The organism is Phenylobacterium sp. (assembly GCF_016793285.1).
Taxonomy (GTDB): domain Bacteria; phylum Pseudomonadota; class Alphaproteobacteria; order Caulobacterales; family Caulobacteraceae; genus Phenylobacterium.
The window spans coordinates 1-12,962 of sequence record NZ_JAEUMO010000053.1 but is presented as its reverse complement, the minus strand read 5'-3'; the positions used below and the strand labels follow the sequence as shown (position 1 = coordinate 12,962).

Annotated in this window: 10 protein-coding genes; 2 read left to right on the top strand and 8 right to left on the bottom strand. The window is 72.3% G+C overall.

Annotated features, from left to right (window positions below; all coding sequences use genetic code 11):
- The 7 genes from JNL41_RS05740 to efp form a co-directional block, all read right to left on the bottom strand.
- On the bottom strand, positions 1 to 924 hold a 924-nt coding region (locus JNL41_RS05740; RefSeq protein WP_293473318.1), incomplete at its 3' end, for a glycosyltransferase.
- A 337-nt stretch (positions 925 to 1,261) separates the two neighbouring features.
- On the bottom strand, positions 1,262 to 2,920 hold the full coding sequence (locus tag JNL41_RS05735) for an amidase (protein WP_293473317.1): 1,659 nt from the start codon (positions 2,918 to 2,920) through the stop codon (positions 1,262 to 1,264).
- Between the two features lie 39 nt (positions 2,921 to 2,959).
- The gene (locus tag JNL41_RS05730; protein ID WP_293473316.1) at positions 2,960 to 4,954 is read right to left on the bottom strand and encodes a serine hydrolase domain-containing protein; all 1,995 of its coding nucleotides are present in this window, start codon (positions 4,952 to 4,954) and stop codon (positions 2,960 to 2,962) included.
- Between the two features lie 92 nt (positions 4,955 to 5,046).
- Positions 5,047 to 5,961, bottom strand: coding sequence for a hypothetical protein (locus tag JNL41_RS05725; RefSeq protein ID WP_293473315.1), 915 nt, complete (start codon positions 5,959 to 5,961; stop codon positions 5,047 to 5,049).
- Positions 5,962 to 6,009: 48 nt separating this feature from the next.
- Entirely contained in the window at positions 6,010 to 6,984 is a 975-nt protein-coding gene (locus tag JNL41_RS05720; RefSeq protein WP_293473314.1) for a hypothetical protein, read from the bottom strand.
- Positions 6,981 to 10,259: a S41 family peptidase gene (locus tag JNL41_RS05715; protein ID WP_293473313.1), complete on the bottom strand. Its 3,279-nt coding sequence runs from the start codon at positions 10,257 to 10,259 to the stop codon at positions 6,981 to 6,983. Before JNL41_RS05715 ends, JNL41_RS05720 begins: the two co-directional genes overlap by 4 nt.
- A 166-nt stretch (positions 10,260 to 10,425) precedes the next feature.
- Positions 10,426 to 10,992 (bottom strand): elongation factor P, encoded by a 567-nt coding sequence (efp, locus tag JNL41_RS05710; RefSeq protein ID WP_293473312.1) that lies wholly within the window; start codon positions 10,990 to 10,992, stop codon positions 10,426 to 10,428.
- A 113-nt stretch (positions 10,993 to 11,105) separates the two neighbouring features.
- Between efp and epmA the strand changes: the two genes are divergently transcribed.
- Together epmA and JNL41_RS05700 are read left to right on the top strand one after the other, a co-directional pair.
- Positions 11,106 to 12,119, top strand: a complete 1,014-nt coding sequence (gene epmA, locus JNL41_RS05705) for an EF-P lysine aminoacylase EpmA (RefSeq protein WP_293473311.1) — start codon at positions 11,106 to 11,108, stop codon at positions 12,117 to 12,119.
- Complete coding sequence (locus tag JNL41_RS05700; RefSeq protein ID WP_293473310.1) at positions 12,116 to 12,586, top strand: GNAT family N-acetyltransferase; 471 nt, start codon at positions 12,116 to 12,118, stop codon at positions 12,584 to 12,586. The genes epmA and JNL41_RS05700 overlap by 4 nt, the downstream gene beginning before the upstream one ends.
- Before the next feature lie 45 nt (positions 12,587 to 12,631).
- Here JNL41_RS05700 and JNL41_RS05695 read toward each other — a convergent pair.
- A partial coding sequence (locus tag JNL41_RS05695; RefSeq protein ID WP_293473309.1) for a surface-adhesin E family protein occupies positions 12,632 to 12,962 on the bottom strand: 331 nt, incomplete at its 5' end.

Genomic DNA, 12,962 nt, shown 5'->3' with positions numbered 1-12,962 from the left:
GTTCTCGTTGGCGTGCAGCGCCGCGTCGCAGGACGCCAGCAGCGCCGCGAGCCGCTGCGGGTCGCGCTCGAAGTCGAGGCTGACGACGTGGGGCGACCAGGCGACGTCCTTGCCGGCGCCGACCAGCAGCAGCTTGTAGGGTGCGCCCAGGCGCTCGACCGCGGCCACCATGGAGTCGATGTTCTTCTCGCGGGCCGGGCGGCCGGCGAACACCAGGAGGCGGGTGTCGGAGGGCAGGCCCAGACGCCGCAGCAGCCGCGCGCGGTCGCCGCGGGCTGGGTCGAACAGGGCGGTGTCGACGCCGAGCTGCTGGATCGACATCCGCTGCACCCCCGCGTCGGCGAGGCGGGCGGCCATGTGACGGCTGGGCGCCACCACATGGTCGAAACGCTGGTAGGCCTGGGCCCAGAAGTTGAACGCCGGCGCCTCGGCCCATTCGCCGAAGTGCAGCGCCGCCAGCGCGGCGGCGTCGGTGTGGCAGAAGCCGACGACGGGGACGCCCAGCGCCCCGCCGGCCTCCAGGGCGGCGTGGCCGGGCACGAAGACGTCGCCGGCCTCGATCACGTCGGGCTCCAGCAGGCGCAGCACCGTCTCCCACTTCGTCAGGTTGGCCGGCATCCGGTAGCCATCGCCGAACGGCAGGCGGGTCGAGGCGACGGTGACCAGGCCGTCGCCCTCGGCATGGGTCCGCGCGCCGGGAACGACCAGGGTGTGGCACACGTCGGGACGGCGGCGCGCCAGCCAGGCGCGCTTGGCCATCAGGTAGCGTTTCACGCCGCCCGACCTGGGCGCGTACATCATCGTGGTGTCGATCAGGTGGAAGCCGACGCCCGCGCCGTGCTGCGCGGCCTCGTGGACGGCGGCAGCCGTCTCGGAGTCGAGGCGGATGAGGTTGGCGTACCTTGGCGCAGTGGCGTCGAACACGCGGGCCGGTCTCCCTGAGAATTCGCTGAAGGCTTGAAGGCGGGCCGTCGGCCGCACCACCTTGGCGCGAAGCGCCCTAGCGGCCGCGAGGCGGACGGGTCTCTTCGGATGCCTGGCCAGGGGGAGGGCCTTTCGATCGAAGCGGAGCCGTGAACGGCCTGGCCGTCATGTCAGCGTCCACCGCGGCGCTTTCAAGGCCTCCGGGTCGCATCACCGCAATCGACGCCATGCAGCCCTCCGGATCGTCGCACCTGGCTCGGCGTGTAACCCGCGGGCGCGGCGGAAGTTGCCTGCGCCGCGAGGCCAGACCCGTCCGCTCGAAGGAGGGCGGAAGAGGTCATTGGGGATCGTAGGCGCGGGCGATCTCGGGGCGCGCGCCGACATTCGGCAGGAATTCGGGCTCGCGCCGGGCCTTGGCGGCCTGTTCGAAGGCGTATCCGAGGCCCAGCAGCTTCGCTTCTGACCAGGCCGGGCCCAGGAACGAGATGCCGATGGGCAGGCCCGTGGCGTAGCCGGCCGGGACGGTCAGGTGCGGATAGCCGGAGACGGCGGGCAGGCGCGAGGGCGAGCCGAAGAACCCGCCGCCGCCGTTCACCGGATCGACGATCGCAGGCGGGCCGCCGCTGGGCGAGACGACGGCGACGAGGTCGTTGTCGGCCAGCATCCTGTCGAGCGCCTCGCGGGCCAGCTTCGTGGCCTTGGCGCGCTTCTCCCTGTAGGCCGGATCGGTGATCGGCGGCTTCGTGACGGAGATGTCGAAGATCTCCTGGGCGAAGAGCGGCATCTCGCGCCCGGCGTTGGCCTTGTTGAAGGCGATGAGGTCGGCGAGCGTGCGGCTCCGCACGGTGGCCGGCGTGGTGGCGAGGTAGGCGTCCAGCGCCGCCTTGAACTCGGTGCGCAGGGTGTCGCTTTCGAGCTCGGCGATCTTGCTCATGGTGGCGTCGTCGGGGCCCTTGAGCTCGACGGTGACGGCGCCCTGGGCGATCAGCGTCTTCACGGCCTCGGCGAAGACCAGGTCGGTCTGCGGCGAGCGGCCCTTCCACGGGAACCATACGCCGATGCGGGCGCCCTTCAGCGCGTCGCGGTCGAGAGCCTTCAGGTAATCGGCCTTCTTCGCGTCCGCGTCCCTGGTGGCCGGGTCGGTCGGGTCGGAGCCGGCAATGACCGACAACAGGGCCGCCGTATCGGCGACGGTGCGGGTCATCGGCCCGGCGGTGTCCTGCTCGGGCGAGATCGGCACGATCAGGCTGCGCGAGACGAGGCCCACGGTAGGCTTCAGACCCACGATCCCGTTCATGGCCGCGGGGCAGGTCACCGAGCCGTCCGTCTCGGTGCCGATGGCGAGGCCCGCGAAACCGGCGGCGATCGCCGCGCCCGAGCCGGAGGACGAGCCGCAGGCGGTGCGGTCCAGCGAGTAGGGGTTGCGCACCAGTCCGCCCATGCCGCTCCAGCCGCTGATCGAGCGCAGCGAGCGGAAGTTGGCCCACTCCGAGAGGTTGGTCTTGCCGAGGACGACGGCCCCCGCTTCGGCGAGGCGCTTCACGATCGGGGCGTCGCGGCCGCTGACGTTGTCGGCGAGCGCGAGGGAGCCGGCGGTGGTGGCGCCGCTCGCGGCGTGCTCGATGTTGTCCTTCAGCAGGATGGTGACGCCGTGCAGGGGGCCGCGGACCTTGCCGGCCTTGCGCTCGGCGTCGAGCTTCCTGGCGTCCGCCAGCGCCTGCCTGTTGAGGACCAGGACGGCGTTGAGCTTCGGCCCGGCGCTGTCGTAGCGGGCGATGCGCTCCAGGTAGGCGCGGACCAACTGCTCGGAGGTGACGCGGCCGTCGGTCATCGCCGCCTGCTGCTCGCCCGCCGAGGCGTAGGGACTGAGGGCCTGGGCGTGCGCCGCCCCGGCGATGAACCCCGCCATGACCATGGCTCCCGCGACCCGCTTCATCCGAACTCCCCCGAACGCCTGCGAGTTGTAGCGCGTCCCGCCGGGCGCGCCAGCGGACACGACCCTTCTCCCCTTTGCGGGAGAAGGGTCCCGTTGGCTCTAGCGCCACGGGGCGAGGAAGCCCCAGCGGAGGAGGAGCAGGGCCAGGGCGAGGCTGAGGAGGGCGGTCAGCGTGGTGGCGGCCTTGCGGCGCCAGGACCAGCCGGCTTCGCGCCAGGCCATGGCGACGGGGGCGAGGCTGAAGACGGCGAGGACCGAGGCGGCGAGGGCCATGGCGGACGAGGCCATGAGCGTCGGGCTGGGCCAGTTGAACACGATCGAGCCGGGGTCGGCGGCGCCCTGCATGAAGGTGGCGAAGGCGAGGAGGGCGCCCAGCCAGAGCAGCGCCTGGACGATCTGGGCGCGGCCGGCCCAGAGCTGCCAGCGGCCCGCCGGGGCGTGACGCGGCCGGAAGCCGAGGCCGACGAGGGTGAGCACGCTGGCGAGCGCGGTCAGGCCGCTGAGCAGCGCGAGCGGGCCGGGCGAGTCGAGCGGACCGACGCGCTCCAGCGAGGCGGCGCCCAGCGGCGCCCCCACGGCGCGGCCGTCCTTCATCTCGAACTGGAGCGGGGCGCCGTCGGAAACCGAGACGAAGGCGCCCTTCGCGGGGTCGCCGACCGGCGCGTAGGCGTTCGCGCCCAGCAGACCGCCGAGCAGGAGGTAGCCCTCGCGCGTCACCGTCGCGTCGGTGCCGAAGGCGATGCGATGGACGAAGCCCTCCAGCCCGCTCATGGCGCGCCGGCTCTGCAGGTAGCGGCCCTCATAGGCGTCGGCATACCGGGCGAGGCGCGGGTCGGGCGCGGGCGGGAACGGATCGCGGGCCGCGTAGAACCGGCCGACGATGCCCGGCGCCAGGTCGGCTTGCAGGCGGGCGCCGGTGTCGGTGTTGGTGGAGATGAAGACGCCGAGCCTGAGGGCCGGGACGACCGTCATGTGCGAGAAGAACGACATCGTCCCGCCGTCGTGGCCGTAGCCGACGTAGCCGCCCGGCAGCGCCTGGTCGAAGAAACCGTGGCGCAGCGCGCGTCCGGCGGGGGCGGGCGTGTCGGCGGTCCTGAACGCCTCGGCGGCGACGGGGCCGTAGATACGCGCGCCGTCCAGTTCGCCGTCGTTCAGCAGCATCAGCATGTAGCGGGCCATGTCGCCCGCGGTCGAGGAGGCCGAGCCGGCCGGTGCGATCTGGCCGATGTATTCGTAGGGCCGCTGCTCGAGCGTCGTCCCGTTCCAGTGGAAGGCGCGGGAAACGTCGGGGACGAGGGCGGCCGGCATCGGCAGCGCCAGGCCGACCTGCGGCGCGCGGGGCTCGCGGAAGGTGGTGTGGCTCATCGCGAGGGGCTCGAGGATCGTGCCTTCGACCAGTTCCTCGAACGGGCGGCCGGAGGCGTGGGAGACGGCCGATCCGGCCAGCGCCGCGCCATAGTTGGAATAGCTGATGAGCGAGCCCGGCGGACGCACCTGCCGCGGGCGCTCTTCAGCCAGCCAGGTGTCGAGCGCTCGGACGTCGCGGGGCTCATGCTCGAACAGCATGCCGAACACGTGGTCCTCGAACCCGGGGGCGTGGTTCATCAGGTCGGAGACGCGGATGGGCCTGCCGAAGGCGCCGTTCCCGGTGCGCAGCGAGGGCGGCAGGTAGGTGTCGACGGGGACGTCGAGGCGCATCCTGCCGGCCTCGACCTGCCGCATGATCGAGATCCAGGTGAAGGTCTTGGAGATCGAGCCGATGCGGAACAGCGTGCGGTCGGGATCGACCGCCTGCGCCGGCTTCAGGCTGGCCAGGCCGTAGCCCCTCTTGAAGACCACCTGGCCGTCCTGCACGACCGAGACGGTGACGCCCGCGATATGGTCGCGCAGGATCGCGCGCTCGACCATCCCGTCGACGTAGGCGGCGAGTTCCGCGGGCGGGATCGGCTGGCCGGCGGCGAGCGGCGGCGGAGCGCGCCCCATCGCGGGGCCAGGGGCGGGGGCCGGCGTCGCCGGCTGGGCGACGGCCGCGGCGCCGGCCAGGACCGCGGCGCAGGCGGCCACGACGCGTGCGAACGTGCGAACTCCGGCCATCACGTTCCCTCCCTCGACCTTGCCTCCGATATATCATGGTGCGCGCAGCGAGAAGGCAGACGGCGCCATGCGGGCCCGGATGGTCCAGGACCCTAGCCCGTGGCGGCGTCCCAGGCGTCCAGCAGGCCGCGCCGGCGAAGGCGGCCGAAGAGGGCGCGGACGTTCGCAAGGTTGACCTCGGCGAGGCGCTCGAACTCGGGCCGGCGGCGCGCATCGAACTGGACGACCAGGCCGTGCGGCGTTCGGCGGCAGAAGCCGTCGGCCTCGAGGGCCAGCGCGTAGCGGCGGGTGGTCTCGGGCGGCAGGCGCACCATCTCGGCCAGATGCGTCGCGGGGATCGGCCGGGCGAAGTGCTCGGGGCTGGACGCCCAGGCGCGGAGGTCCTGGGGCTGGAGGTGGCCGATGTTGGCCCGGGCCAGCGCCAGGAGGATCAACGTCTGCAACGGCCCGCCGGTCACCGGGCTCAGCGCCGCCCCCACAGCCAGCACGTAGTCCCAGATCAGCCGGTTGGCGAGGCGCACCGGCGGTTCGCGTGCGGACGACGCGGGCGGCGCGCCGGGCGGCCTCTCGGCCGGCGTCTCGGGCGGGGCGCAAGCGGCCCGGACGTCGTCGTAGAAGGCGCGCAGGCGGGCGTGGCGCGCGGCGAAGGCGGCGAGGAAGCCGGGATCCGCCAGCCTGGCGTCGGAGACCGTCACGCCCTGGGTCGAAAGCTGCAGCACGCCCCTGGCGGCCATCGCGCCGATCCGCCGCCGCGCCGTCTCGAACGGCGTGCCCAGCGTCTGGGCGACGGTCTTGATCGGCACGGGATCGAGCGGTGGCTGGACCTGATCGTCGGGCGTCTCCACGCTGGATGCAGTGTTGGCTGCGAGGACGGCGGCGAACAGCAGGGCGTCGACGAGATCGCCCTCGGGCCGGGCGAGCGGCTCCACGTCGAGCACGAACGCCACCGACGCCTGGGCGACGGTCCAGACGGGCGGCACAGGCGGCGCGGCGGAACTGACGGCCATCTGCGAGGTTGCCGGCCCTCGCGCGAAGATTGCAAGCGCGCGTATGCTTCAGGCCGGCCGCGCGGCGCGGGCGGCCGGGGGCGCGGCATCCCAGGCGTCGAGCGCCCCGAGCTGGCGCAGGCGCGCGAACAGGCGCTGGACGCTGGTCAGGTTCTCGTCGGCGAGCTGGACGATGACGGCGCGCGCCGCCGGCGTGGCGGTGGCGATCAGGCCCGCCTGCCGGCGTGCGCAGAGGCCCAGGGCCTCCAGGCCGATCGCATGGCGGCGCGTGGTCTCGGCCGAGAAGCGCAGCGCCCTGGCGAGGTGGCCGGTGCGCACGGGCCGCGCGCGGGCAAGCGGATCGGCGGCCCAGGCGAACAAGCCGGCGTCGTCGAGGCCCTCGGTGTTGAGACGCGTCATCTGCATGAGCAGCAGCGCGCCCACCGCATCGCCGGCGAGTCCGAGCGGGCCGTCGACCACCCGCATCATGTACTCGGCGACCGCGCGGTTGGTGATGCGGATCGGCTGTACGTCCCCGGGAGCGGCCGACGGGACCGGATCGGACGCGGGCGGCGTGGGCACGGCCTGCACCGCCCGCAGGTCGTCGTAGAAGCGCCGCAGCCGCTCGTGGCGTCGGAAGACCGTGGCCATGAACCCCGGCTGGCCGATGATGCCGGCGGGCACGTAGACGCCTCTCGGCGTCACCGCCAGGTCTCCCGCCCCGGCCATGCGCGCGATCCGCCGCCGCGCGGTCTCGAACGGCAGGCGCAGCGACTGGGCGACGGCGTTGATGCTGACCGGGCGGCGGAGCTCGTCCGGCAAGGCCGCGTCGGGGGCGGCGTAGGCGTGGACCAGGTCCGGATCGCGGTTCAGCGGCTCGAGGTTGGCGACCACGATGGCGCCGAAGAGCAGCGCGTCGACCACGTCGCGCCGGCGGCCGATGTCGACCAGATCGAGGAAGAAGGCGAGGCTGAGGGGCGCCACCTGCCAGGCCAGCCGCGACCGCGCCGGGGCGCCGGCGTCCTGCGGCGGGCCCGCCGTCATGGGCGTGCGGGCCCTAGATTCTTCACGAGGTCGGCGACGGCGGCGTCGAGCTGGCTGTCCTGGCCGGCGACGGTCTCGCCCAGGGCGCGCTCGACGGTGATGTCGACCGGGCGGGGATTGAGCTCCATGTCCTTGCCGTCGGCGCCCTGGATACGGATCGAAGGCGTCCGCAGCGCCGAGCCGTCGATCAGCGTCTTGCCGCCGGTATAGATGATCCAGCCCGCGGTGGGCGTGCCGACCACCTTGCCGAGGCCCAGATGGCGATAGCCCTCGGTGAAGTCCTCGGCGTCGCTGAGCGAACTCTCGTTGGTGAGCAGGATCGTGGGCAGGCCGAGCGCGCGCTGGCCCAGGTTCTGGCGGCTGGGCACGCCGAACAGGCCGCGCGGCGTCATGGTCAGGAAGTTCTTCCGTGCGAAGACGTCCAGGACGTAGCCGTTGATGAAGCCGCCGTTGTTGTTGCGCACGTCGATGACGACGCCGTCCTTGCCCTGGTTCTGGGCGTCGAGGTCGATGTAGAGCTGGTCGAGGCTGTCCGAGCTCATGTCGAGGATGTGGACGTAGCCGAGCCGGCCGCCGCTGGCCTTCTCGACATAGGCGCGGCGGTCCTTGACCCAATGACGATAGAGCAGGCCCCTGGCGACGGCGGGCGTGGTGGGCCGGACCACCGCGTCGCGGGCCCGGCCTGCCGTGATCACCGTCAGGACCGTGCGCTTGCCGATGCGGTCGAGCAGCAGGCTGTCGAGGTTGACGCCGGCGCCCAAGGGACGGCCATCCACGGCGGCGAGCACGTCGCCGGGCCGGATCGTGCCCTCTATGTCGGCGGGGCCGAGGCCGATGATCTCGCGCACGACCAGACCGCGACCGGCCTCGTAGGCCTCGCGGTCGAAGCGCAGGCCGAGGTCGCCCACGCGATCGGCGGGGGCCGAGCCGAAGCCGTCGGCGGGACGGTTGATGCCCGAGTGGGAGGCGTTGAGCTCGCCGATCATCAGGTTGATCGTGCGGCGCAGCTCGTCCGGAGTCTGCGCGCCCTGTGCGAACGGCTCGAAGCGGGCGCGAAGCGCGTTCCAGTCCTGGCCGTGGAACGTCTCGTCGTAGAAGACGCGGTTCAGCGTCGACCAGGCCTCGTCGAACACCACCTGCTTCTCGGCGTCGAAGCGCACGACCATCTCGCCGGAGACGTCGACGATCCTGGGCCGCGGGTTCTCGACGGTCGTGACGCTGACCCGGCCGTTGTCGAGGTAATAGACCTGCTTCGAGTCGGCGCTGAAGCTGTAGTCGCGCTTGGCGCGGCGGCCGCTGGTGATCTGTTCGGGCGCCGGCGCGTCGCGGGCCAGTTCGTCCAGCGAATAGCTGAACAACTGCTGCTGGTCGCCGATGCGGGCGCGATAGACCAGCACCTTGCCGTCGGGGCTTATCACCGGCTCCTCCGCCGAGGCGCCCAGCGGGATGAAGGTGGCCCGTTCGCGGATCCCTTCGAAGACGATGCGCACCGGCTCCACCCGCGGCTTCGGCGGGGGCGGCTTGTCGGTGGTGTCCTTGTTCTCCTCGGCGGTCCTGGCCTGCTCCTCGGACGCGGCGGGCTTCACGTCGTCCTTGGGCGGCGTCTCGGCCGGGCGGCCGGGCGTGCCGGGCGGGGCGACCTTGAAGAGGTCGCGGAAGGCGTCCTCGCGGTACTTCGGGATGCGCGGGATGAGGTCGACGCGGACCATCTTCACTGGCTCGCTGCGCTGCGAGGTATCGAAGACGATGTACTTGCCGTCGGCGGACCAGGCGATCTGGTCGCCGGTGTTGCCGTTGGCGAGGAAGCTGACGGGCCGGGCCTCGCCGCCGGCGGCGGGCACGACCCAGACGTTGCGGAACGAGCGGCGGTCGGTCACCGCGAAGGCGATCCAGCGGCCATCGGGCGACCAGGCGGGACGCGTGCCGTCGTTGCGGTCGAGGGCGCCGGAGAAGAGGACGCGGTCGGGACCGCCGGGCGTCAGGACCCGCAGCTCGCGCGGGCCGTGGAAGTAGGCGATCTGCTTGCCGTCGGGCGAGTAGGCGGGGCCCGCGTCGTAGTCGGTGGCCTCGGTCAGGGGGCGGGTCTTCTGGGTGGTGAAGTCGTACTCCATCACGCGGCTCGCGCGGCCGCTGTCGGAGACGAAGGCCAGCCGGCGGCTGTCGGGCGACCAGGCCAGGTCGCTTTCGGGGCCGACGGTCTCGGTGAGCCGCTGGCCGGGGCCGCCGTCCTTGGTGGGGGCGGCGAAGACTTCGCCGTGGGCGACGACCGCCAGCTTCTTTCCGTCGGGCGCGGCGGCCAGGCTGCGGAAGCTGGTCTCGACGATGCGCCGCTCGCCGCCGCCGGCCGGCGCGCCGCGCAGTGCGATCGGCACGCGAACCGCCTGGCCGGTCGCCGTGTCCAGCCTCCAGATCTCGAACTCGCGCTCGAAGACGATGGCGCGGCCGTCGTAGCCGATGGACGGGAAGAGCACGCGGCCCGACGTGAACGCGGTGATTTTCTGGGGCTTTGCGCCCGCCTCCAGGCCCAGGCGCCAGAGGTTCTCGGAGCCGGCCTCGTCGCTCATGAACCAGAGGCTCCGGCCGTCGGCCGCCCACATCGGCCACAGCCGCTTGGAGGAGGCGCCCAGCAGCTTGCGGTAGGGCGCGCCGTCGGCGAGGGGCTTCAGCCACAACTCGGCCTCGTCGATGTGGGCGTGGCCGTTGCGCCACCACTGGGTGGACGACACGCCCTTGGCCATGAGGGCGACCGACCGGCCGTCGGGCGATGGCGCGGCGTTGAATTCGTTGAGATAGCGCTCGCGGCTGACCTCCAGCGGCGTCCCGCCGGTCGCGGCCACGCGGTAGACGTCGTTCAGCCGGGCCACGTCGTTCGCGCCCGAGGAGAAGTAGAGCCACTTGCCGTCGCGCGACCAGCCGTCGAGCTGCTCGCCAGTATCGGAGAAGGTGAGGCGGCGCAGCTTCCCGGTGGCCAGCGTGAGCACATAGACATTGGCCGCGCCGCCGCGGTTCGACGTGAAGGCGATCTCGCGGCCGTCGGGCGAGTAGAACGGGCGCCCCTCGGTGGCCGGGTCGGTGATCAGCAGGCTGGCGGTCCCGCCGGCTGCGGGGACGGTCCAGACGTCGCCGCCGGAGACGAAGGCGATCTCGGCGCCGTCGGGCGACAGCGAGGGCTCTGCGAGCGTCGGGCGGGGGGCCGCATGGGCGCTGGCGGCGAAGGCGAGGGCGACGGCGAACGCCCGGAGGGCCGCGGCCGGGCCGGAACGACGGGTGGACATCCACGCTCCCGTTAAGCTGAGCATCCCTGTGTAAGGGCCCCGCTCGCGCCGCGCCAGAGCACGGACGACACACGCCGAATCCGCTCAACGAAGGGCGGTCGCTGCGCCGTCTGTCAGGATGTTGCGCCGGCGGGGACCGGCCGCCCGGTTCCTTACCGCAAGGCCGCTAGTCCTTGGCGCGTTCCTGGTACGAGCCGTCTTCCGTCAGGACGACGATGCGCGTGCCCGGGCCGATGTAGGGCGGGATCATGGTGCGCAGGCCGTTCGACAGCACCGCGGGCTTGTACGACGACGAGGCGGTCTGGCCCTTCACCGACGGCTCGGTCTCGACCACTTCGAAGGTGGCGAGACGGGGCAGCTCGATGGCGATCGGCACGCCATCGTGGGTCGAAAGCTTCACCGTGCAGCCGTCCGTCAGGTAGGGCGCGGCGTCGCCGATGATGTCCTCGGCGGCCACGAGCTGGTCGTAGTTCTCCGGGTTCATGAAGTGGAACCCTTCGCCGTCCTGGTAGAGGAAGGTGTAGTCGCGGTCGTCGACGATCGCGCGCTCCACCGTCTCCGTCGTGCGGTAGCGTTCGCTGATCTTCACCCCGTCGGAGATGCGGCGCATGTTCAACTGGGTCACCGGGGTGCCCTTGCCGGGGTGGATGTTCTCGGCGCTGAGCACGACGTAGAGCTTGCCTTCGAGATCGACGACGGCGCCCTTGCGCAGCGAGCTGGCGGAAACCTTCACGAGCAGTCCTTTGGTGGCGTCGCGGACGCTTGCGCGATTCCGCTGATGAAATTGGTGTCGCGCCCCTATAGCGATGTGCGCCGAAATCTCCACCCCCACACTGACGCAGCCGCTTGAACACTCCGACCGAAAGCCCCTGGTGGGACCGCGGCAGGCACGCCGACCGGGCGCCGTTCCTGGCCGCGCGGGGGCGGATCACTAAGGCCGTGCGCGCCTGGTTCGAGCGCGAGGGTCTGACGGAGGTCGAGACCGCGGCGCTGCAGGTCTCGCCGGGCAACGAGGCGCACCTGCACGCCTTCGCGACCGAGGCGATCGGGCCGGCGGGCGAGCGGGCGCCGCTCTACCTGCACACCTCGCCCGAGTTCGCCTGCAAGACGCTGCTGGCGGCGGGCGAGACGGCGATCTTCACGCTCGCAAAGGTCTGGCGCAACCGCGAGCGCGGGCCGCTGCACCACCCCGAGTTCACGATGCTGGAGTGGTATCGCGTCGGCGCGGACTACGAGCGCCTGATGGACGACTGCGCAGCCCTGGTGCGGACGGCGGCGGAGGCGGCGGGGGCCAGGGCGCTCACCTGGCGCGGCCGCGAGGCCGACCCGTTCGCCGAGCCCGAGCGGGTGACGGTGGCGCAGGCGTTCGAGCGATACGCCGGCGTCGACCTCTTCGGCGACCTGGCGGCGCAGGCCAGGGCGGCGGGCATCCGCACCGCCGCCGACGATACCTGGGCCGACGTCTTCAGCCGCATCATCGTGGAGAAGGTGGAGCCGAACCTGGGGCACGGGCGGCCCACGATCCTCTGCGACTACCCGGTGTCGGAGGCGGCGCTGGCGCGGCCGAAGCCCGGCGATCCGCGGGTGGCCGAGCGGTTCGAGCTCTATGCCTGCGGCGTCGAGCTGGCCAACTGCTTCGGCGAACTGACGGATCCGGTGGAGCAGCGGGTCCGCTTCGACGCCGAGATGGCCGAGAAGCAGCGGCTCTACGGCGAGCGCTATCCCATCGACGAGGACTTCCTGGCCGCGCTGGCGTCGATGCCGCCGGCCAGCGGCGGCGCGCTGGGCTTCGACCGGCTGGTGATGCTGGCGACGGGCGCGAGCCGGATCGAGCAGGTGCTCTGGACGCCGGTCGCATGAGCGTCGTGGTCCGTCGCGCCAGGCCCGAGGATGCGCCGGCGCTGCGGGCGATCCTGCAGGACACGCTGGAGAGCACCTGGCTGCCTCAGCTCAGCGAGACCGCGGCCGCAGAGGCCCGCACCGGGGCGCGGCCGGCCGCCTACGTGGACGCGCGCGGCCTGGAATTCCGCGTGGCCGAGATCGACGGCGAGGTCGTGGGGCTCGTCGACTGGGAGGGCGACTTCGTGAACGCCCTGCATGTTCTGGGGCGCCATGCGCGGGCGGGGATCGGCGGTCGGCTGATGGACGTGGCCGAGGCCGAGATCCGCGCGGCCGGTTTCGCGGCGGCGCGCTTGGAAACCGACACCTTCAACACCCGCAGCCAGGGCTTCTACGCCAAGCGCGGCTACCGCGAAGCCGACCGCTATCCCGACACCGAATGGAACAGCGGCCTCACGACCCTGCTGCTGGTGAAGCTGCTGGGGTGATCCCACCGAACGGCTGAGCTTCAGTCCCCGGGTCCGAGGCGCGGCTCAGGTGTCGCTGAGCGCCTTGCAGGCGTAGGCCATGCGGATGGCGCCGACCGAGTCCGGCCGGGGGGCGGCCCAGGGCGTGACCATGAACCTGGGCGAGCGCCAGGACCTGCCCTTCAGGCCCGGAGCGTCGTGGAAGATCTCCTCGACGACGCGCGACAGGCGCTTCTTGCAGTCGAACTCGCCGAGGCTCTCGACCGAGCGGAAGGTGAACCCGTCGCGCTCGAGCGGCGCGTCGGCGTCGTAAGCGGTCCACACCTTCCGCACGCCGGCGTCATCGAGCGCCGAATGCGGGCGCATATAGACGAAGGTGTCGTCGCTGGCGGTGACC